Origin of the sequence: Paenarthrobacter sp. TAF1 (genome assembly GCF_052113825.1) — a bacterium.
GTDB classification, from domain to species: domain Bacteria; phylum Actinomycetota; class Actinomycetes; order Actinomycetales; family Micrococcaceae; genus Arthrobacter; species Arthrobacter nicotinovorans.
On record NZ_JBFRDO010000003.1, the window covers coordinates 179,392 to 201,911 of the forward strand.

Below are 22,520 nucleotides of genomic sequence, written 5' to 3' on the forward strand. Positions count from 1 at the left end.
CCACCCAACCCTCCGCCACATCACGTCTTCTGTCTGTTAGCGCGAATAGACCCGCAGCCCGACAGTGCGCGTAACGTGATGCACGCGAAGCTCAGAGTTGATGCCGATTCGACCGCGAGCTAAGTCCTGAGACAACCCGAATGGCATGGTCCCGACTCCTCCATATATCAAGGGGCCGCAAGTATTCCCACGCCCTGGCCGAAGGGGCAAGTTGCGGCCTGGGAGGGCTATCGAGATGACCCAGCGTCTGTGCACAGCTAAGAGAGCGACAGCTTCGTCTCGTTGGTAGAGGCCGGAGTTCCCATTTGGGACGTGTACCTCGCCGCACCATTACGGAGACGACGTCGATGGAGTCGAGAATCAGAGCTTTCGCGGCAAGAGCGCGGCCTTCAAAGCCCAAGTTCAGATGTAGTGACGAGTGGATCAGCCCACTTCCTGCGTCACAATGACATCTAGCGTTTCTAACAGAGCAAGAGGGCGATCGAAGTTCCTATTCGGAATTCGGTAGGACGGGGTCCTCCTGTTTCACGTGAAACGACCTCCAGGCACTGAAATGGCCGGCACCCTCTGCTCGGTGTTTCACGTGAAACAGGACCAATCGGATCCGTTCGACACCACGGTGATGGTACTACGACAGCACTACAGGGTAGGCCAACGGCGACTGAATCCGATCCAGACAATTGGATTCATTCACGGTCTCATCCGGAAATGCAACGGAATGGATGTCTCAGGTTCCAACGATGAAGTATGCGCTGCGGTCGGCGAGGAGCCGTACCACCGGCTGCACAGCAAACGCGTATGCGCCTTCAGCGCTATCGGCGGCCTCGGAAGTCCTTTCAACGGTCCCTACCGGGACGTATGCCTCAGGGAGGCCGCTCCGGATGCTCAGCGGGCCTTGTAAGGCGATCGCGGCCTTTCCCGAACCAGATTCCGAAGCAGCGGCATGCTGTCCGCTCTAGGCGTGCTTCCATGGCTGCCAGAGCCCTGAAGTGGCATGAAGTGGCAGAGTTGCGACCAACAGCCTCTAGGCTAGTGTAGAAGCGCTCGTATGACCCGGAGTATCCCTTTAGACGACTTCCGCGAACTGAAGGTTCAAGACTCTGAACCAGGCCCATTCACGAAAGCATCAGAACGTTCCACCTCCAAGCAGACTCGTTCCGAGGAGACCTCTCCGCGGTACCCCCACAGAGACACGGACTGTCTGTTTCACGTGAAACGTATCCGTAGTTTCACGACGACCGGTGTCCCGGGAAGCACACTCGAATCTGATCACAAGCAAGACAGCCCATGACTGCCGCCTTAGGACTCTTGCTGCTTGCTGCTGCGGAGCGAGCATCTCATGAGGAGCACGGCGCGTGACCGGAACGCCCATGGGGCTTGCTGCTTTGCCTTTTGAATCGAAGCCGCCGAGAAGTACCACAAGGGCGGGATTGCCTCTTCTCTTGAGGATTATCGTGTCACCCGACCGCAAGAGTATTCAGCCTGACGGCCTAAGCCCATGTCGACGATCGCAGCACGTCCACATTACGCCATGTGATTTCAGGTATTCAGCTGTCGATTGTACGGTACGGCGGCAGCGTCTCCGGACTCCGCACACTGCCCTGTGGGCTAACGGCGGCAAGTCTTCGCGAGGAAACGCCAACGGCATGCCTGCCTATGGGTCGTTTCACGTGAAACCGAACCACAGGGCACTCTCTAGCCAGAGACTACGGAGGGCACCAATATTCTCTCCGTAGACTCAGAGCGGCTCCTCGCTGAACCCTTGTGTGTGAGGCGTACTGCGACGATGCCTACTGCGACGGCCGAATAGGATCACGAGATACTTGCCCATGCTGATCCCGGGTTCTGGTTGCTGAGGCAGGAGAACTCTGTCAGCTACTCGGCCCGTACGCCACACCGACTGCGGCCACCGTTCAGTGCCTCCAGGTGGCGCACTGTTTATGCGGAGCCAGGAGAATGCATGGGCGTCAACATGAGGCAGCTCGTATCTCAGTCGCTATGGCTATTCGGGACAGAACATCCGATGATTCACGCACCTAGGTGCTCGGCATCTTAGGCACGTTCGGCGCAATGCTCCGTCGGCAGCCACAGGTGTCGGCCTTCATTCCAGTTCTGTCATCCCAAGCTGAGACCGGGAGGGGATCACCCTACCGTCCGCGCCAATCGCCGGCCTAGGCGAAGGCCTCAACTCTGTCGTGCTCTCGGATGGATCAGGATCGATCCTAGCCGTCATTCCCAAGTTATCCGCAGGAGAGCCCTCTTCTTATGCACATAGTTATCCACAGGCTTATCCACTGCGGGTGTTCAATCTCACCATCCCACTAGGAGAGCCAAGACAGTAAGACATCTGTGGCATCTTTTCCTGAAGTTGCTTCCAATGCACAGGGCCCAAACTGCTGGGGCTCGAAAGTTTCGAAAATGCGCAAGAATACAGCGCTTTTACGTGTCATAAACCCCTGTTGAAGCTCAATTTCTACCAGTCGGGATCAAACCCAGAACAGGCCTTGCCGCATCACTTCAGGCCATCCGGCGGACGGGCTCTGAGGAAGCCGTCGAGTCATATTCGCTCTCTCGTTCGACCCACATCGGCCGAACGTTATCCCCAAAGATATCCACAGGCTTATCCACCGCATTATGCACAGTTGTAACGGGCAGTTTAGACCACTACGAGTCAATGGTCCTCTCTTCGTTTCACGTGAAACAAGCGGGGATGATGGCCCTATGCAGCGCCTGCAGGTGCGCCGGCTGATGAGGCGTAGCAGGGGAGCCGAATACTCAGCGGCCTAAAAAGCCAGTCGTCGAATCGCCAGAACAATAGTGTGTGAATGCGGGCTCAATATTCGTCCTCAACATCCGACCAATTCAAGCCTCGACCGCGCACTCAGCGTACGCGATCCAGGGTGCGCAGTACGGAGGAGTGTATGGGCGGATGCCGGATACTGCCGGCCTAGCCAGAATCTCCACGGCGGAGACGATGAGATTGCACAGAGCAGAACGCCCTACGGACGGAACGAAGTATGGATTGTCCAAGACCCTCTAGGCCTGCTATTCACCTCTGAAGGTGCCAACCTGGGCTGGCTCATGGATCACAGGCCTTCGACACTCCCGACACCCATGGACCCTCCGAGACCCCGCTAGCCCAAGCTTTGGGGGAGTAGTCAACATCGCTAGATGAGTGGCCGCGGTTGAGCCATCACCGAGACCCTGGATCACTATAGGACTCCACACACCCATGGTGCTGTACACCCTTACTGCTCAAGTCCTCGACTCCACAGCTCGAACAGCGCATGACAACTATTCAATTGAGGACTACGCCTAAGTGTTTGGGCAATCGAACGGTTCACTGCCACACCTCAGCCGCGTTGCTGCTGTTCTGACGATGGCACCTGCATATGCCAATGGCCCTTCCGAGGACACTCTGGTTGGCTGCGAGCCAGGGAACTATGCGAGCATCCAGCCTCGCCAACCAGCTACGGCGGCTGCTTCGCACTTGGTGCGACGCGAGCAATCTGGTTCTCCGGACCTGCCGGGCTATGTGCCACGGGTCGGCCAAACCGTGCTTCTTGTCATCCTGCGCCCTGCAGCAGTGTCTCATGCCTCCAAGACAGCGAGGCCAGCGAAGTCCGGGTCCGCAGTCGCAAGCTCTGCAGACACCCGCAAGCACAGTCCGGTTGCCGCTAAGACGGTCTACACAGACCGCTTGGACCAGGCGCCAGCAACATCCTCTGGCCCAGAGTATGCGGAGCAACCTCCCTAGAGGACAATGCGAACCCTATTCCGTTTTAGTAGATAGGTGCGGCAATGTTTCACGTGAAACAGACGGGAACTGAGCCCCTTCGGCATGGGATATCGAATGTAGAAGCGTGGGATAAGACTGATCCTGACCCGAATCAGAAGGATCCTACGCCCAGTCCAAAGGCAGTGATAGGACTCAGCCAAGGAGGCAAACCAGCGGACCATAGCCCTATGGTCAGTCTGGGTGTTGCACGTGAAACCAGCAGTGTCAGAGTACAAGATGTATCACTGCAGGCGCCGCACCTCCGTAAAGAGGTGCGCATGGACGTCTCGGGCTTTCTCGGCCGCAGCTGGCTGCTGTAGGGTGCGTTCCTCAGCTGCGTCCAGGGCAACTCGAAAGTGGTAGCCAATGGCCGGAAGAGTGCCTTTGGGATTTTCCGGCATATTGCGCTGATTTCGACGCGGAGAACAGTACGCCGCAGGTTTCACGTGAAACAACGTGAACATCTGGTGTGGTGTCAGATGCCGGCGGAACAATCCTGTGTCCGAGCACACGAAATCCCGAGCTATCCAATATCAAGAGCTTAGGTAGAAGCCCCGGCACTAAATCTGACATCGACCAACCGCTAAGGGAGCTGACAGCTCAGACACCCAAAGAGAGGGCCTAACCGCCGCGCGAGACACTACGGAGACGGCATGTGTATGAGTGGATTGCCGGAGATTCCTAGACCTCGGCATTGCGTGTTTCACGTGAAACACATTAGTCCTAGTCGAATCACTGGTTTGTACGCTCGACACTGCGAATGCACCTACAATCAGCGCCGGGGCGGATCGAGAGAACCGTTCCGCGCGCCCGCCGGGAATGAAACGGTGCCTCACGGTGCAAGGCCAGAAACCCCCAGAAGGGCACATCGATCTGGAAAGAGAAGAAGGGCCCCACTCAATGAGTGGAGCCCTTCAGTAATTGCGCGTTAGCTTAGTCTTCAGAGCCCGGACCCAGAACATCCATAATGCGGTTGAGGTCCTCAACGCTGGCGAACTCGATGCTTACTCGTCCCTTACGGGCGCCCAAAGTGATCTTCACATTCGTGTCCAAACGGTCCGAAAGTGAGGAAGCGAGGTAATCGAGCCGCTCATGCCGAGCATTTGGCTTGGGAATGCTGCTCTTCGCGGGCGTGGTGGGATCCTGGTAAAGCGTCACTGCCTCTTCGGTGGCACGCACAGACATACCCTCGGCGACAATACGCTGCGCCAGGCGTTCCATTGCGGCCGCATCCGGAAGGGCAAGCAAAGCCCGTGCATGGCCTGCGGATAGGACACCAGCGGCCACACGACGCTGCACCAACGGCGGAAGCTTGAGGAGGCGCAGTGTATTGGAGACCTGCGGGCGTGAGCGGCCGATGCGATCTGCCAGCTGCTCGTGCGTAGTACCAAAGTCCTCCAAGAGCTGCTGATACGCTGCAGCTTCTTCCAAGGGGTTCAGCTGGCTACGGTGCAGGTTCTCCAGAAGAGCATCACGGAGAAGGTCGTCGTCCGTGGTATCCCGGACAATCGCAGGAATGGTTTCCAGCCCTGCGGCCTGTACTGCCCGCCACCGACGCTCGCCCATAACGAGCTCGTACGGTTCTCCACCATTTTCGGTTGAGGTTCGTACAACAATTGGCTGGAGAACCCCTATTTCCCGAACGGAGTGAACCAGTTCAGCCATGTCGTCCTCATCGAAGACGGAGCGGGGCTGTTTACGGTTCGGATGGATATCACCGACCGGGATCTCAGCGAACCGAGCCCCGGGAACCTCCACCAACTCGACGTCGTTGCTTTGGGGTGCCGAGGGAGCCTTTGCACGAGCTGAGGGAACCTGGACATCTGCATCCGAAGAAGGCACGGGCTGTTCGACGGCAGTGGACGCAGCGTCGGCAGAACGTTTCGCGCTGGACTTGGCAGCAGGCGTCTTGGCTGACGCGCTCTTGACCGGTGACTTCGCCGCAGGGGCCTTGGTTTTTGACGTCGCGGGTGATGACTTCGCAGCTGCCGGCGCTGAATCGGCAGGCACCGACTCCTCACGCGGAGATTCAACTGTCGGTTCCGACGCCTTACGTGCTTCCGGGAAGAACAGGTCCACGGGACGGGACGGCGCTGAGCCATTTCCCTGGGCCGCGGCCGAGCTAGGAATGAGAGCCCCAAGACCCCTGCCGAGGCCCCTTCGCTTTTCGCTCATTGATTCATCCCTCCGATGGAATAGCCGAGCACGGACCTGCCCTGGCTGTTGCTGTGTTTCAAGAATTCTAACGTTCAGCGATTTCGGCTGCGGCTTCCATGTAGGACAGCGCGCCGCTCGATGAAGGGTCGTAAGTCATGACGGTCTGCTGGTAGCTCGGCGCCTCAGAGATACGCACCGAGCGCGGAACCACCGCACTCAGGACCTGTTGGGGGAAGTGCTGGCGTACCTCTGATGCGACCTGTGCGGCAAGGTTCGTCCTGCCGTCATACATCGTGAGCAGGATGGTCGAGACCACCAAGTCAGCATTGAGGTGTTTCTGGATCATCTCAATGTTCTTGAGTAGCTGACTCAGTCCCTCAAGGGCGTAGTACTCACACTGAATGGGAATGAGAACCTCACTGGCTGCGCAGAAAGCGTTAACAGTGAGCAGACCCAGGCTGGGAGGGCAATCGATGAAGATGAAGTCCAGACGGCCCTCACCGTTCTTCTCTCGTTCCTTGGCATAGACATCAATGGCACGCCGGAGCCTCTGCTCACGGGCCACCAGCGAAACGAGTTCAATCTCAGCGCCAGCCAAGTGAATGGTCGCCGGCGCGCAGATGAGGTTGGGAATGTCGGGGCATGGGGCCACGACCTCCTTCAACGGAAGATCGTTGATGAGGACGTCGTAGATGCTGTCTACATCTGCATGGTGCTCAATACCCAGGGCCGTAGATGCGTTTCCCTGCGGATCGATATCGATCACGAGCACGTTGAGGCCTGCCGAGGCCAGGGCTGCTGCAATGTTCACAGTGGTAGTGGTCTTACCCACCCCGCCTTTTTGGTTGGAAACCGTAAAGATACGGGTCCCTTCCGGCTTGGGAAGTTCACGGCCGATCAAGCGCTCTCGGCGCCGCGTTTCATTCGCGAGCTGCCGCGCTATTGGGCTGGAATCATCGATGGAATCCATGACGTTCTGCACTCCATCTGAGACGGTTTCACGTGAAACTGCAGCGTTTGCAACTGAATCAGTGCGCACAATCGCGGACTGGAGAGGCGAAGAGGGTGTAGCCATGGCCCGCGCGGACCCCAAGGACATAAAGGGGGGTATCCGTTGCGTGGAAGTTTCACTACTGCCCACTGGTCACACTCTCACTCTCATTCGGCGCTTGCTGCCGTTCTCTAGCCTAACCGCTCAGCCGCCGACACGCGGGAAACCAAGCGGTATCTACGCCGTCTTTCCGTGCTTCTTGACGATAATCCTCACCACAGTGGTGGGTTCTTCCAGCAGCTCCTGCCCGCAAACCACGACAGACGTTTCCACGCCCCCGAGCTTGCGGATGACTTTGCCGGCCTTCTCTATCTCTTCAGAAGCACTGCGACCCTTGATGGCCACTACCTCTCCGCTGCCGTTAAGCAACGGGATGGTCAGCCCGGCAAGATTGGTCAGCGCTGATACAGCCCTGGCTGTGACGACGTCAGCGTCCACCATGCCTACGGCCAACTCGGCACGTGTCCGCATGATGGTGACGTTGTCCAGTCCCAGGTCATCCACCACTTCCTGAAGCCAGACGACTCGACGTTCCAAGGGTTCAATCAAGGTCAATTCGAGATCCGGGCGGGCTATGGCAAGGCAGAGACCAGGTAGCCCGGCGCCGGAACCGACGTCGGCAACGTGGCTGTTCCTTGCGATGGCGGACTCGATCACTGCACAGTTGAGAACATGCCTGCTCCACAAACGGGGAACCTCGCGCGGGCCAATCAGCCCACGTTCTGTTCCTGACGTGGCCAGGTGCTCAACGTAGCGCTTGGCAAGATCCAGGCGCTCCCCAAAGATCTTCTCTGCAGCTGCCAGTTCTGCTGCGGTGATTTCGACCATGGGCTCTAGTCAGCCGAAACGACGATGTGACGGCCAGCGCCTTCGCCTTCGGACTCGGAGACGAATCCAAGATCAGCCACGGCATCATGGACAATCTTGCGCTCGTAAGCGCTCATCGGTTCGAGGGCCACAGTCCCGCCGTCTGCCTTAACCTTGGCCACTGCGTCTTCGGCGATCTGCTGGAGAACGCCTGCGCGCTCCTTGCGGTAGCCGTTGATGTCCAGCACCAGGCGTGAGCGGGTCTCGGTAGCGGAGAGAACGGAGAGGCGGGCGAGTTCCTGCAGGGCCTCGAGGACCTCACCGTCGCGCCCCACCAGGCTGTCCAGGGCCGCAGACTCTTCGTCCGTACCGATGGAGATGTAAGTACGTCCGTTCCGGACCTCAATGTCGATGTCGCCGTCGATGTCGGCTATATCAAGAAGTTCTTCGAGGTAGTCGGCGGCGATGTCGCCTTCCTCTTCCAAGCGGCTTGCCGTCTTGGATTGTGTCTCTTCCTGGGAGTCATCCTGCTCTTCAGTCACGGCGGCGATAACTTCTTCAGTGCTCTCGGCAGACATTACTTCTTCTTCCTGTTCTTACGTTGTGGCTGGACGCGCTGGGCACGGGCTTCGGCTGCGGCGGCTGCAGCAGCTTCGGCTTCGGCAGCGGCGTCCGCGGCTTTCTTGCCACCCAGCAGCGGGGGCAGGCCCTTGGCAGCGCGGCGCTCTTCAAGTGCCTTCGCGGCAGGTGAGCCCGGGGTAGGCATACGGCGAATGACGAAGAACTGCTGTCCCATGGTCCAGAGGTTCGTGGTGGTCCAGTAGATGAGGACACCGATCGGGAAGTTGATGCCACCGATACCGAAGACGAGCGGCAGGATGTAGAGCATCATCTTCTGCTGGCGCATGAACGGGCTGGCCATGGCCTCTTCGGACATGTTTTTGGCCATGATCTGCTTCTGGGTGATGAACTGCGAGGCGGTCATGGCCACGATCATCACAATCGAAAGTACCCAGACCGTAACGTCATTGCCGCCAGCCCCGCCGTGCAGCAAGGATGCTGACAGAGGCGCGCCGAAGATGCTGGACTGATCGAACTGCACCACTTGTTCGTGGCTCATGGCACCGACGCCTTGGCCCTCCTTGGCGTTGGTGGAGATACCCGACAACACCTGGAACAACGCGAAGAAGAACGGCATCTGGATCAGCATCGGCAAACATGCCGAGAACGGGTTGGTGCCGTGCTTCTTGTACAGCGCCATCTGCTCCTGGGCCATGGCCTGGCGGGAGAGCTGATCAGTCTTGCCCTTGTACTTGGTCTGCAGCTTCTTCAAGTCCGGCTGCAGCAGCTGCATGCCGCGCTGCGCCTTGATCTGCTTCACGAACACAGGAATCAGGGCAGCACGGATCACCAGCACAAGGCCGATAATCGACAAGGTCCACGTCCAGCCGTTGGCGGCGGGCAAGCCGATGAAGCTCAGTCCGTCGTGGAAGGCAACCATGATGATTGACACCAGCCACTTGAACGGAAACATGATCGTTCCAAAGAAGTCCATACGATATCCCTATTCGTTAGGCCGCAGTGCGGCCTTCTTCATCAGCCTGAGCAGCCAGGAACTGGTCCGGATTGTTCAGTACAACAATTGTGGGCGTCCGGCCTTCGGGCCAATGACGATGGCCGGCGGGGACATGGTCCACTCCACCGGCGTTCCAGGGGTGGCATTTGGCGAGCCTCCTGGCTGCCAGCCAGCTACCCTTCACGGCGCCATGCACCGTCACTGCTTCCAAGGCATATGCCGAGCAGGAGGGAAAGAAACGGCAAACCTGGCCGTACAGGGGTGAGATCACCTTGCGGTATGTCTTCAGCAGGATGATCAGGATGTTGCGGGGCAGCTCCCAGAGGAATGTGCCCACCGCCGCCGAGAGGCTCCGCCGGGGAACCTTCCCGGAGGGGTCGCTTGAGGAAGGAACGACGGCGGTGCTTATGTCATGCACGCGGTGTCCCTTCCGTTGTGGTGCCGTTGTGTTCGGTCGAAGCATTGCGTGGAACTGGGCCACTCAATCGCTTCGTCGTCACTGCCAGTGCGGCGTTGTAGTCCGAAAGCAACTGCTCCCAGCTCGCATTTGCAGCTGCGGGCAGTGCCCGGACCACGACCGCCAGGCCCGTTCCATGCGTATGCAAGGAAAGTGCGCCTGCTTCTCTCAGTCTCCTCTTAACGAGGTTCCTGGTCACGGCGTTCCCGACGGCTTTGGAGACAATGAAGCCGATTCGACTCGGCTCCCCGGCTCCGATAGGAGCCGTATATAACACTAAGTTCCGGCGTCCATTGCGGACGCCGGAACGTACAGTTGTTGAAAAGTCGGTAGACGTCCGCAGACGGTTAGGGGTGGCTAGCACCGTCGAACCCGCAAATAGACCCTGACCGACAAGTCAGTTATTTACGCCGACAGTTCGACGCGGCCCTTGCCGCGACGGGCAGCCAGGATGGCGCGGCCGGCACGGGTGCGCATACGAAGGCGGAAGCCGTGCTTCTTGGCCCGACGGCGGTTATTCGGCTGAAAAGTCCGCTTGCTCACGTTAGTTACTCCAGTGGATCAAAGGTGCGCCCACCCGATCAAAAAAGGGGAAGAACTGGCCGACGCTAAGTTTTGTATGTGCCTGCCGCCGTTGCCTTCCGAACGATGAACGTACGGGGTTACAACTGATCTCAAAAGCGGACACAAAGGACTTCACAACGTTAGGGCAAAAAGGCACCCACAGTCAAACCGGGAGCCTGCCGCGCATCTATCCACAGTTGTGTTCAACAGCGGCTTCAAGCCTGTGGATGAAGTGGCTCACAGAGCGTTTTGCAGAACCACAACAGTGTAATTATCCACAGGCAACTTCCCAGCTATCTTCTGGCGATTTCATCCCCTAGAGTGGCTCAGTAGCCCATTGTCCACCCGCTGTGCATAACTCTGTGGATTAACGCCCGGACCAGCGCCCGCCTGAGACACCTCGGCTGCCAGCAACGCCGGCAAGCAAGTATTTAGGAACTGATTGATGACAGTAGACGAAGCCAACCACGCCAACACTGTCGGAAGTTCCTGGCGCAGGGTGCTAACCCTCCTGGAACAGGACGACCGGGTCACACCCCGTCAGCGTGGTTTCGTCATTCTCGCCCAGGCCCAAGGCCTTATCGGTTCAACCTTGCTGGTGGCCGTGCCCAATGAGCTAACCCGCGAAGTCCTCCAGACACAGGTCAAGGATGCTCTGGATGACGCCTTGCGCAATGTCTTCTCCGACGACATCCGCTGTGCCATTGATGTCGACACTGATCTGGTACCCGTCCATGCCGAGCCGGAACCCGCCGTCGAGCTTTCCGCCGTTCCTGACTTCGCTGAGCCGAAGCCGCAGCCAACCCCGCCGAGCACCTCACATGAGTTCGGCCGCCTGAATCCTAAGTACATCTTCGACACTTTCGTGATCGGTTCCTCGAACCGATTTGCCCATGCGGCCGCCGTCGCTGTCGCGGAAGCGCCGGCAAAGGCGTACAACCCGCTCTTCATCTACGGCGACTCGGGCCTTGGCAAGACGCACCTGCTGCACGCGATCGGGCACTACGCACGCAGGCTCTACAGCGGCATCCGGGTCCGCTACGTGAACTCGGAAGAATTCACGAACGACTTCATCAACTCCATCCGTGATGACGAGGGCACCAGCTTCAAGACCACGTACCGCAACGTGGATGTCCTCCTGATCGATGACATCCAGTTCCTGGCAGGCAAGGACCGGACGCAGGAAGAGTTCTTCCACACGTTCAACGCGCTGCACAACGCCAACAAGCAGGTTGTCATCACCTCGGACCAGCCACCCAAGATGCTGGCCGGCTTCGAAGACCGCATGACTTCCCGCTTCGAGTGGGGCCTTCTGACGGACATCCAGCCGCCGGAACTCGAAACGCGTATCGCCATCCTCCGCAAAAAGGGATTGAGCGAAGGCCTCTCGGCCCCCGATGACGCCTTGGAGTACATCGCGTCCAAGATCTCCAGCAACATCCGCGAACTTGAAGGCGCACTGATCCGCGTCACGGCTTTCGCCAGCCTGAACCGCCAACCGGTGGACGTCGCCCTCGCCGAGATGGTGCTCAAGGACCTGATTACCGACGACGGTGCCCAGGAGATCACGGCGAAGCAGATCCTTGACCAGACTGCTGACTACTTCAAGCTCAGCATGGAAGAGCTCTGCAGCAAGTCCCGTACCCGCACCCTGGTGACCGCACGCCAGATCGCGATGTACCTCTGCCGCGAACTGACGGATATGTCGCTCCCCAAGATCGGGCAGGAGCTCGGCGGACGTGACCACACCACGGTCATCCACGCCGACCGCAAGATCCGCGAGCTCATGGCCGAGCGTCGTGTGATCTACAACCAGGTCACAGAGCTCACCAACCGCATCAAACAGCAGCAACGCGACTCCTGAAATCCACATCGCGTCCGCCACTACATACCTTATTAACAGGCACATGTGGATAAGCCTGTGGATACTTAAGGGGACAAGCGCGGTTAATGGGCTTAAAACCCTTAAGCCGTCTGTGGATCGTTAAAAACCGGCTTTGGAGTTGTCCCCATCCACACCCTGTTTAAAACCCAGTTAACGCACAGTCCATGAACAGGGCTTAACCCCGGATCTGCGCCGCAGGATGGGGTTATCCACAGTTTCCACAGCAGTTATTAACACTACGAATCCCAAAAAATTGAAATCCCTCAAATAACAATCTCGTTCTGCCACCCACCCGACCCTCCGAAGGACATGCCAAGTTCCGGGCCACGGCCAGCCTGCGGCTGTCCACATAGGACGGGTCGGAGCAATCGGGGATGGGTTAATCGCGGATCTTCCGGCTAAGCTGTCAGCAGCGCTCCCATCCTTGGGTCTTGTTTGTAGTTCGCTGAGTGCGGACCATGCAGGTTCCGATGCCGGACTGCGAAGATTTAGCGGTTTCCAAGCAGGAATCCGCGGCTACTACATGGCAGCAGCAATGAAAGGCGGCACCCCTCCGTGAAGTTCAGAGTCGACCGCGACGTCCTGGCAGAAGCCGTTACGTGGACCGCGCGGTCGTTGTCTCCGCGGCCGCCCGTTCCTGTGCTTTCCGGCCTCCTCCTCAAAGCTGAGGCGGGAACCGTAAGCCTCTCGAGCTTCGACTACGAAACATCGGCGCGCCTGGAAATCCCCGCCGATATCGCCGTCGAGGGCACCATCCTGGTTTCCGGACGCCTCCTGGCAGACATCTGCCGCAGCCTCCCCTCGGCTCCGGTCGAGGTTGAAACAGACGGAAGCAAAGTCACGCTTACCTGCCGTCGAAGCAGCTTCCACCTGGCCACAATGCCTGAGTCCGAGTACCCGGCCCTTCCTGCGCTTCCCGCCATCAGCGGCACCTTGCCCGGCGACGCTTTCGCCCAAGCCGTGTCCCAGGTCATCATCGCTGCGAGCAAGGACGACACCTTGCCGATCCTGACCGGCGTCCGCATGGAGATCGAGGATGACCTCATCACGCTCCTGGCTACGGACCGCTACCGGTTGGCCATGCGGGAAGTGCCGTGGAAGCCAGTAACTCCCGGCATCTCAACCAGCGCACTCGTGAAGTCCAAGACCCTGAACGAAGTCGCCAAAACCTTGGGCGGCAGCGGTGACATCAACCTGGCCCTCGCGGACGACGACAGCCGGCTTATTGGTTTCGAGAGCGGCGGCCGTACCACGACTTCGCTCCTGGTGGACGGCGATTACCCGAAGATCCGCTCACTTTTCCCGGACTCTACCCCGATCCACGCAACAGTCCAGACCCAGGAATTGGTGGAGGCTGTACGTCGCGTTTCCCTCGTTGCAGAGCGCAACACTCCCGTCCGCCTCGCCTTCACGCAGGGCCTGCTGAACCTCGACGCCGGCACCGGCGAAGACGCGCAGGCTTCCGAAGAGCTCGAAGCACAGTTGTCCGGCGATGACATCACCGTGGCCTTCAACCCGCACTACCTCGTTGAAGGTTTGAGCGTCATCGAGACCAAGTACGTTCGCTTCTCCTTCACCACCGCTCCCAAGCCGGCCATGATCACGGCCCAGGCTGAGGCCGACGGCGAAGACCAGGACGACTACCGCTACCTCGTGATGCCGGTCCGCCTTCCCAACTAATCGGCAAAACCCGCCCCGCTTTCGCAGAAAAGAGTTCGCACTGTGCACATCGGATTGATCGGCCTTGGAAAAATGGGTTTCAACATGCGGGAACGCATGCGGAAAGGCGGCATCGAGGTCACAGGCTTCGACCGGAATCCCGAGGTCACCGATGCCGCTTCGGTCGACGAGCTCATTGCCGCCCTTCCTACTCCGCGGCTCGTGTGGGTCATGGTTCCCTCAGGCGAGATCACTGACGCGGTCGTAACGGAGCTCGGCGGTAAACTGAGCCCCGGCGATATGGTGATCGACGGCGGAAATTCACGTTTCACCGAAGACCAGAAGCACGCGGCCGCGCTGGCCGAAAAGGGCATCCGCTTCGCTGACTGCGGTGTTTCCGGCGGCGTCTGGGGTCTCCAGAACGGTTACGGCCTCATGGCTGGTGGAGCTGACGAAGACATCGAACTTGCCATGCCGGTCTTCGACGCTCTTCGTCCTGAAGGCGATCGGGCCGACAGCTTCGTCCACGTTGGCGGCGTTGGCGCCGGCCACTACGCCAAGATGGTGCACAACGGCATCGAGTACGGCTTGATGCAGGCCTATGCCGAGGGATATGAACTCCTCGCCGCAAAGGACATCGTCAAGGACCTTCCCGGAACATTCCGCGCATGGCAAAAGGGAACGGTTGTCCGGTCCTGGCTCCTGGACCTCATGGTGAAGGCACTCGACGAAGATCCGGGGCTGGCCTCCATTGACGACTACGTCGAAGATTCCGGCGAGGGCCGCTGGACCGTGGAAGAAGCCATCGCCAATGCTGTTCCGGCACCCGCCATCACGGCTGCGCTCTTTGCACGCTTTGCTTCGCGCGAAGACAACTCACCGGCCATGAAAATGGTTTCCGCCCTGCGTCACCAGTTCGGCGGACACGCCACCCGTCCGGCCAACTAGGCCGCAGGAGTCCTGCAAACGGCGTGTACCTCGAACATCTTTCGCTGACTGATTTCCGCAGCTACGCACAGGTAGACCTGAAACTGGGTCCCGGTGTCACCGTGCTGGTGGGTTCCAACGGCATCGGCAAGACAAACCTCATGGAAGCCATCGGCTATTTGGCTACCCTGAGCTCGCACCGTGTCAGCACAGACGCGCCATTGCTTCGTTTTGGTTCAGAACGCGCATTGATCCGGGCCCGTTTGGTCCGTGGTGAGCAAGCGACGGTCATCGAGCTTGAAATCAATGCCGGGCGCGCCAACCGGGGACGCATCAACCGGGGAAACCCGGTGCGCGCACGGGACATCCTGGGCATTTGCCACACGGTGCTGTTCGCGCCCGAGGACCTGGCACTGGTGAAGGGGGACCCCTCCAACCGCCGGCGCTTCCTCGATGAACTGCTGGTCAGCTTGGTACCCCGCCATGCTGCCACCCGCAGTGACTACGACCGCGTCCTGAAACAGCGGAACGCCCTGTTGAAATCGGCCCGTGYAGGCAAATTCACTGCGGGTCATGAAGCAACCCTGGATGTGTGGGACCAACACATGGCCAAGGCCGGGGCCGAATTGCTGCACGCCCGGCTGGAGTTGGTGGAGCGGTTGCGTCCGCACCTGAACAGCGCCTACGCCCAACTCACGGATGGTTCCAAAGACGCCGGGGCGGTTTACCGCTCCACCATCCAGGACATCCTGGACGACGACGGCGGTCCGGCCGACTACGGAACGGAACCTTCGCCGTCGGTTGAGGACCTCAGGCTGCTGTCCGTCGACGAACTCACCGAACGCTATGTCCAGGCCTTTGCAGCTTCGCGGAAAAAGGAACTTGAGCGGGGCATCTCGCTTGTTGGCCCGCACCGCGACGAGTTGGAACTCGTCCTGGGACAGGCTCCAGCCAAGGGCTATGCCTCCCACGGCGAAACGTGGTCCATGTGCCTGTCCTTGCGCCTGGCTTCCTACTACGTCATGTTGGACGATGCCCGGACTGGTGGAACTGCGCCGATCCTGATTCTGGACGATGTTTTTGCCGAATTGGACGTGCAGAGGCGGCGTAGACTGGCTGCAATAGTGGCCGGCGCTGAACAGGTTCTGGTGACTGCCGCCGTCGATGCCGATATCCCTGAGGAGCTGGCCGGACGGCGCGTAACCGTTGTTCCGGGAGGCATCGATGGCGAAGGATAGTCCCGAAGGACTGCAACCGGGCCGGGATCCGGACGAAATTGATGCTGCCCAGGCGGCGCTGAACCGCATGCGTGAAGCAGCCGCGGCCCGAGGTGAAGTAAGGCTGCGTGCCCCCAGGCCCGGATCTGCTCCCAAACGCAAGGGTCTGCGGGATACCCGGGGTTTTGCGCAGTTTCATGGCAGCGGCCGCGACCCCTTGGGCTTGGGCAATGTTGTGGGAAGGCTTGTGGCGGAACGGGGTTGGACTTCTCCTGTTGCCGTCGGTTCCGTCATGGCCGAATGGGAAACGTTGGTTGGGTCGGACATCTCCGCCCACTGCACCCCGGAGAGTTTCACCGACACCACGCTGCATGTCCGCTGTGACTCAACGGCATGGGCCACGCAATTGCGGTTGCTCAGTACCAGCCTCTTGGAGATGTTCCGGAATGAGCTGGGTGAAGGGGTGGTCACCAGCATCCAGGTACTGGGGCCATCAGCTCCAAGTTGGCGAAAAGGCGGGCGCAGTGTCAACGGCCGCGGCCCCCGGGATACCTACGGCTGAACGGCGTGCAGGGCGTTTCAACGCCCCCGGGTCGTATAGGCACCCATCGGGACCTCCGCAGGGCCATTGCAGATAGGGCCAGCGGCCTCCCATCGGCATATTCAGCTCTGGGCTGCCCCCGTATTTGCAAGGATTCGCGGGTTTCCACGATAGAATTGGCGTAGATCACTGAGCGCCGGTGAAACGTCGTCGGATCCCGAATCCACTCCTGTGGCAGTTGGGAACCCCCGTCGTCGGAGTAATCGGCGCAATCAGTCACGTGCCCGTTGGCGGCCGCGGTTCGCCGCGGGCAGCTGCGGGAACGGCCGACATCGAGTACAGAGGAGTCGAAAGCGCCTGTGGCTAACGACAATGCAGAGACCTTGGCAGTAGAGCCCCAAGAGGAGACTGTTCCCACGCCTGATACGCCTGCGGAGGCCCCCAGGGAGTACGGTGCCAGCGACATCACCGTGCTGGAAGGCCTCGAAGCCGTGCGCAAACGCCCCGGTATGTACATCGGTTCAACCGGTCCCCGCGGCCTGCACCACTTGGTCTATGAAGTGGTGGACAACTCTGTTGATGAGGCCCTGGCCGGTTACTGCAGCCATATCGAAGTAACGCTCCGCGCTGACGGCGGTGTGCAGGTGGTCGATGATGGCCGCGGCATTCCCGTGGATATCCACCCCACCGAGGGTAAGCCCACGGTTGAAGTAGTCATGACCATCCTGCACGCCGGCGGCAAGTTCGGCGGTGGAGGGTACGCGGTTTCCGGTGGTCTGCACGGTGTCGGCATTTCGGTTGTGAACGCCCTTTCCCGTCGTGTGGACACGGAAGTGCGCCGCCAGGGCCACGTTTGGCGGATGACCTTCGCCGACGGCGGCAAGCCCCAGGGCGAACTCGTCAAGGGAGAAGAAACCGAGCGTACCGGAACGTCCCAGACGTTCTACCCCGACGGAACGATCTTCGAATCCACTGAGTTCGACTTCGAGACTCTTCGCGCACGTTTCCAGCAGATGGCCTTCCTCAACAAGGGCCTGCGGATCACGTTGACTGACGAGCGTCCGGTCAACCGCGATGGCGATGACGACCTTGACCTGGACGCAGTGGCCACCGAAGGCGAAGTTGCAGCCGAGCACCGCACGGTTGTCTACGAGTACCCGGACGGCTTGCTGGACTACGTCAAGCACCTCAACTCGAACAAGAAGGTCGAGATCGTCCACGAGGACGTCATCGCTTTCGAAACCGAGGACACTGAGCGGCACATCGCCGTCGAGGTTGCCATGCAGTGGACCACCGCTTATTCGGAAAGTGTCCACACGTACGCGAACACGATCAACACCCACGAGGGCGGAACGCACGAAGAAGGCTTCCGTGCCGCGATGACATCGCTGATCAACCGCTATGCGCGCGAGAAGAGCATCATCAAGGAAAAGGAAGACAACCTTACCGGTGATGACATCCGCGAAGGCCTGACTGCGGTGATTTCGGTAAAGCTTGCTGAACCGCAGTTCGAAGGCCAGACCAAGACCAAGCTGGGCAACTCCGAGGTCAAGGGCTTCGTCCAGCGCGTCGTTACTGACCAGTTGGGTGACTGGCTGGAACGGAACCCGGGCCCGGCCCGCGACGTTATCCGCAAGGCCATTTCAGCCGCCCAGGCCCGCATGGCCGCCCGGAAGGCGCGCGACAATGCCCGCCGAAAGAGCCCGCTTGAGTCCTTCGGTATGCCCGGTAAGCTCTCTGACTGCTCGTCGAAGGATCCTTCGCGCTGCGAGGTCTACCTCGTTGAGGGTGACTCGGCCGGCGGTTCGGCCAAGCGTGGGCGCAACCCCGAAACCCAGGCGATCCTGCCGCTGCGTGGCAAGATCCTGAATGTGGAGCGCGCACGCCTGGACAAAGCTTTGGGTAACGCTGAAGTCCAGTCCATGATCACCGCATTCGGCACGGGAATCGGCGAAGACTTCGACATCTCCAAGCTCCGCTACCACAAGATCGTGTTGATGGCCGATGCTGACGTTGACGGCCAGCACATCACCACCCTGTTGATGACGTTGCTGTTCCGCTACATGCGCCCGCTCATCGAGAACGGTTATGTGTACCTGGCCCAGCCGCCGCTGTACCGGATCAAGTGGTCCAATGCCGCGCACGACTACGTCTACAGCGATCGTGAGCGCGACGAGACCATCCGCAAGGGTGCCGCCATGAACAAGCGCCTCCCCAAGGACAACGGCATCCAGCGCTACAAGGGCCTCGGTGAAATGGACTACACCGAGCTGTGGGATACCACCATGGATCCGGGTCGCCGCACGTTGTTGCAGGTAACCATGGACGACGCATTGGCAGCCGACCAGACCTTCTCCGTGTTGATGGGCGAGGACGTTGAATCACGCCGTAACTTCATCCAGCAGAACGCCAAGGACGTCAGGTTCCTCGATATCTAAGGGCCCAGCAGGGCACTTGAATATTCCAGAACCGACATATACCTGAAACGGAAACCTTAGATTATGAGTGACGAAACTCCCGAAGTCCCGGCGGAATCGAACGACGCCGAGGAAGTTGTTCTTGAGGGTGATGTGCTGACCGACCGCGTGGAGCAGGTGGACCTGCAGACAGAGATGCAGCGGTCCTACCTGGACTACGCCATGGCCGTGATCGTCGGCCGCGCCCTCCCGGACGTCCGCGACGGACTCAAGCCCGTTCACCGCCGCGTTTTGTACGCAATGTTCGACGGCGGCTACCGCCCCGACCGCTCCTTCAACAAGTGCGCCCGCGTCGTGGGCGACGTCATGGGTACCTACCACCCGCACGGTGACATGGCGATCTACGATGCCCTGGTGCGCCTGATCCAGGACTGGACCATGCGCTACCCGCTGGCGCTGGGCCAGGGTAACTTCGGCTCGCCCGGCAACGACGGCGCTGCTGCACCGCGTTACACGGAAACCAAAATGGCGCAGCTGGCCATGGAGATGGTCAGAGACATCGACGAGGAAACCGTCGATTTCCAGGACAACTACGACGGCAAGAACCAGGAACCGACCATCCTGCCGGCCCGTTTCCCGAACCTGCTGGTCAATGGCTCCTCAGGCATCGCCGTCGGCATGGCAACCAATATCCCGCCGCACAACCTCCGTGAAGTTGCCGAGGGCGTCCAGTGGGCACTGGAAAACCCCACCGCCACGCGCGAAGAGTTGCTTGAAGCCCTGTTGCTGCGTATCAAGGGACCCGACTTCCCCACAGGCGCCACCATCCTGGGCCACAAGGGTATCGAGGACGCTTACCGCACTGGCCGCGGCTCCATCACGATGCGCGCGGTGGTCAACGTTGAAGAGCTCCAGGGCCGTACCTGCCTGGTAGTCACCGAGCTTCCGTACCAGGCCAACCCGGACAACCTGGCGATCAAGATCGCCGAGCTGGTCAAGGATGGCAAGATCCAGGGCATTGCCGACCTCCGCGATGAGACCTCCGGCCGCACCGGCCAGCGCTTGGTGATCGTCCTCAAGCGCGACGCCGTGGCCAAGGTGGTCCTGAACAACCTCTACAAGCACACGCAGCTGCAGGACAACTTCTCGGCGAACATGCTGGCGATTGTCGACGGCGTGCCGCGCACCTTGAGCCTGGATGCCTTCATCCGGCACTGGGTTGCCCACCAGATGGACGTCATTGCGCGCCGCACCCGTTACCGCCTGCGCAAGGCCGAGGAAGAAGCGCACATCCTGCGCGCACTCCTCAAGGCACTGGACATGCTGGATGAAGTCATCGCGTTGATCCGTGCGTCCAACACCACGGAAGCAGCCCGCGAAGGCCTGATGGAGCTGTTGGAGATTGACGAACTCCAGGCCCGGGCCATCCTCGACATGCAGTTGCGCCGCCTGGCCGCCCTGGAGCGCCAGAAGATCCAGGACCGGCACTCCGAGCTCGAAGCGATGATCGAGGAATACAACTCGATCCTGGCTTCCGAGGAACGCCAGCGCCAGATCATCAGCGAGGAACTCGCTGAAATCGTTGCCAAGCATGGTGACGACCGGCGGACGCACATCCTCATGGGCTTCGACGGCGACATGTCCATGGAAGACCTGATTCCTGAAGAGGAAATGGTTGTCACCATCACCCGCGGCGGCTACGTCAAGCGCACCCGCAGTGACAACTACCGTTCGCAGCAGCGCGGCGGCAAGGGCATCAAGGGTGCCCAGCTGCGTGGCGACGACGTGGTTGAGCACTTCTTCGTCACCACCACCCACCACTGGCTGTTGTTCTTCACCAACTTGGGCCGTGTTTACCGCGCGAAGGCCTACGAACTTGCCGAAGCCGGTCGCGACGCCAAGGGTCAGCACGTTGCCAACCTTCTAGCCTTCCAGCCGGACGAGCACATCGCCCAGGTCCTGGACCTGAGGGATTACCAGCAGGCTCCGTACCTGGTTCTGGCCACCAAGAACGGCTTGGTCAAGAAGACGCGGCTGGAAGACTACGACACCAACCGCACCGCCGGCGTCATCGCCATTAACCTGCGCGATGGTGACGAACTGGTTTCAGCTCAGCTGGTCAGTGAAACAGACGATCTCCTGCTTGTCTCACGCAAGGGCCAGTCCATCCGCTTCACAGCCACGGATGACGCCCTGCGGCCCATGGGCCGTGCCACTTCAGGTGTTACGGGTATGAAGTTCCGTGAGGACGACGAACTGCTGGCCGCGGACGTGGTTCAAGATGGCTCGTTCGTGTTCATCGTGACCGAAGGCGGTTATGCCAAGCGGACTGCCGTGGATGAGTACCGGCTCCAGGGCCGCGGCGGTTTGGGTATCAAGGTAGCCAAGCTGGCCGAGGACCGTGGCGACCTTGTAGGCGCTTTGATCGTCCAGGAAGAAGACGAAGTCCTGGTGGTCATGGAGGGCGGCAAGGTGGTCCGCTCAGCCGTGACCGGCGTTCCCGCCAAGGGCCGCGACACCATGGGCGTCATCTTTGCCAAACCGGACAAGAATGACCGCATTATTGAAGTTGCCCGCAACAGCGAACGCGGTTTGGAAGGCGAGGAATCCGAAGACGGAGCCGACGATGACGTAACGTTGGCTGCAGAGGACGGCGCCGCTGCGGTGACCGCAACGCCCGCAACGGAAAACGACGCAGACCCGGAAAGTGAATCGGGCGCGGAGCTGAACGAAGACAATACCGGAGGTAACGAGTGAGTAATTCCGACTCATATCCCAAGCCGAGCACAGGTGTCCCCGGCGGACTCCGGCAGCCCTCGGGCAATGCACAGGCAGGAACGCCTGCACGGCCCCAGCAACGACCCGGAGCAGGAGCCACCGGTTCAGGAGCCACAGGCGCACGACCGGCGACGGGTGCCAACTCCGCTCCGCGACCTGCCGGTGCCCCCGGACAGCGTCCCGCTCAAGCCGGACAACGACCTGCCCCGGCGGGACAACGTCCTGCGGGTGCCCCCGGGCAGCGTCCGGCCCAGCCCGGCCAGCGGCCTGCAGGGGCCCCGGGCCAGCGTCCGGCCCAGGGTGCCCCCGGCTTGGTAAAGCCCGCTCCCAAGGCGAAGGTGCGCCGTGCACGCCTCCTGGTCAGCAAGGTGGACCCGTGGTCGGTGCTCAAGATGGCGTTCCTGCTGTCCGTAGCGCTGGGCATTGTCACTGTCGTGGCCGCAATCGTTCTGTGGACTGTGCTGGACCTTACGGGAATCTTCAACCAGGTGGACAGCCTCCTGGGCACTCTCGCAGGTTCTGAAGGCGGCGGTTTCGAGCTGAAGAAGATTGCCTCGCTGGGCCAGGTTGCCTCGTTCGCCACCATCATCGCCGTGGTGAATGTTGTTCTGCTGACGGCGCTGTCCATGCTGTCGGCTGTGCTGTATAACATTTCTGCAACATTGGTTGGCGGCGTCGGCGTCACCCTGACGGACGACTAGAAGAA

At 60.1% G+C, this 22,520-nt stretch carries 15 protein-coding genes and 1 pseudogene; 8 read left to right on the plus strand and 8 right to left on the minus strand.

Translation table 11 applies throughout. From position 1 onward, the window contains the following. Window positions 1–4,711: 4,711 nt before the first annotated feature. The 8 genes from AB4Y81_RS05390 to rpmH form a co-directional block, all read right to left on the minus strand. A complete protein-coding gene (locus tag AB4Y81_RS05390) occupies window positions 4,712–5,953 on the minus strand; it encodes a ParB/RepB/Spo0J family partition protein (RefSeq protein WP_441995484.1) in 1,242 nt (413 codons plus the stop codon). A gap of 67 nt (window positions 5,954–6,020) precedes the next feature. After that, a complete protein-coding gene (locus tag AB4Y81_RS05395; RefSeq protein WP_413306538.1) occupies window positions 6,021–7,076 on the minus strand; it encodes a ParA family protein in 1,056 nt (351 codons plus the stop codon). An 87-nt stretch (window positions 7,077–7,163) separates the two neighbouring features. Further along, the gene (gene rsmG, locus AB4Y81_RS05400) at window positions 7,164–7,814 is read right to left on the minus strand and encodes a 16S rRNA (guanine(527)-N(7))-methyltransferase RsmG (protein ID WP_055976714.1); all 651 of its coding nucleotides are present in this window, start codon (window positions 7,812–7,814) and stop codon (window positions 7,164–7,166) included. Between the two features lie 5 nt (window positions 7,815–7,819). Further along, entirely contained in the window at window positions 7,820–8,371 is a 552-nt protein-coding gene (locus AB4Y81_RS05405; RefSeq protein ID WP_039238989.1) for a Jag family protein, read from the minus strand. After that, entirely contained in the window at window positions 8,371–9,348 is a 978-nt protein-coding gene (gene yidC / locus AB4Y81_RS05410; RefSeq protein WP_018778484.1) for a membrane protein insertase YidC, read from the minus strand. Before yidC ends, AB4Y81_RS05405 begins: the two co-directional genes overlap by 1 nt. 16 nt (window positions 9,349–9,364) lie before the next feature. Continuing rightward, a complete protein-coding gene (gene yidD / locus AB4Y81_RS05415; RefSeq protein ID WP_026267272.1) occupies window positions 9,365–9,850 on the minus strand; it encodes a membrane protein insertion efficiency factor YidD in 486 nt (161 codons plus the stop codon). Continuing rightward, the gene (rnpA, locus tag AB4Y81_RS05420) at window positions 9,780–10,190 is read right to left on the minus strand and encodes a ribonuclease P protein component (RefSeq protein WP_413306532.1); all 411 of its coding nucleotides are present in this window, start codon (window positions 10,188–10,190) and stop codon (window positions 9,780–9,782) included. Before rnpA ends, yidD begins: the two co-directional genes overlap by 71 nt. Window positions 10,191–10,231: 41 nt before the next feature. Then, a complete protein-coding gene (gene rpmH, locus AB4Y81_RS05425) occupies window positions 10,232–10,369 on the minus strand; it encodes a 50S ribosomal protein L34 (RefSeq protein WP_011776797.1) in 138 nt (45 codons plus the stop codon). 466 nt (window positions 10,370–10,835) lie between these two features. Here rpmH and dnaA point away from each other — a divergent pair, with 466 nt between their 5' ends. The 8 genes and pseudogenes from dnaA to AB4Y81_RS05465 all read left to right on the plus strand — a co-directional run bounded on the left by dnaA (window position 10,836) and on the right by AB4Y81_RS05465 (window position 22,515). Beyond that, on the plus strand, window positions 10,836–12,254 hold the full coding sequence (dnaA, locus tag AB4Y81_RS05430; protein ID WP_018778482.1) for a chromosomal replication initiator protein DnaA: 1,419 nt from the start codon (window positions 10,836–10,838) through the stop codon (window positions 12,252–12,254). A 576-nt stretch (window positions 12,255–12,830) separates the two neighbouring features. Further along, entirely contained in the window at window positions 12,831–13,955 is a 1,125-nt protein-coding gene (gene dnaN, locus AB4Y81_RS05435) for a DNA polymerase III subunit beta (protein WP_018778481.1), read from the plus strand. 15 nt (window positions 13,956–13,970) lie between these two features. After that, window positions 13,971–14,882, plus strand: a pseudogene (gnd, locus tag AB4Y81_RS05440) (phosphogluconate dehydrogenase (NAD(+)-dependent, decarboxylating)); the annotation flags it as partial. A 23-nt stretch (window positions 14,883–14,905) separates the two neighbouring features. Beyond that, window positions 14,906–16,099 (plus strand): DNA replication/repair protein RecF, encoded by a 1,194-nt coding sequence (gene recF / locus AB4Y81_RS05445; RefSeq protein ID WP_441995485.1) that lies wholly within the window; start codon window positions 14,906–14,908, stop codon window positions 16,097–16,099. Further along, complete coding sequence (locus AB4Y81_RS05450) at window positions 16,086–16,640, plus strand: DUF721 domain-containing protein (RefSeq protein ID WP_018778478.1); 555 nt, start codon at window positions 16,086–16,088, stop codon at window positions 16,638–16,640. Before recF ends, AB4Y81_RS05450 begins: the two co-directional genes overlap by 14 nt. A gap of 338 nt (window positions 16,641–16,978) precedes the next feature. Next, window positions 16,979–19,057, plus strand: a complete 2,079-nt coding sequence (gene gyrB / locus AB4Y81_RS05455; RefSeq protein ID WP_018778477.1) for a DNA topoisomerase (ATP-hydrolyzing) subunit B — start codon at window positions 16,979–16,981, stop codon at window positions 19,055–19,057. A 63-nt stretch (window positions 19,058–19,120) separates the two neighbouring features. Continuing rightward, entirely contained in the window at window positions 19,121–21,793 is a 2,673-nt protein-coding gene (gene gyrA / locus AB4Y81_RS05460; RefSeq protein WP_079582045.1) for a DNA gyrase subunit A, read from the plus strand. Further along, complete coding sequence (locus AB4Y81_RS05465; RefSeq protein ID WP_026267271.1) at window positions 21,790–22,515, plus strand: DUF3566 domain-containing protein; 726 nt, start codon at window positions 21,790–21,792, stop codon at window positions 22,513–22,515. The genes gyrA and AB4Y81_RS05465 overlap by 4 nt, the downstream gene beginning before the upstream one ends. Window positions 22,516–22,520: the final 5 nt, after the last annotated feature.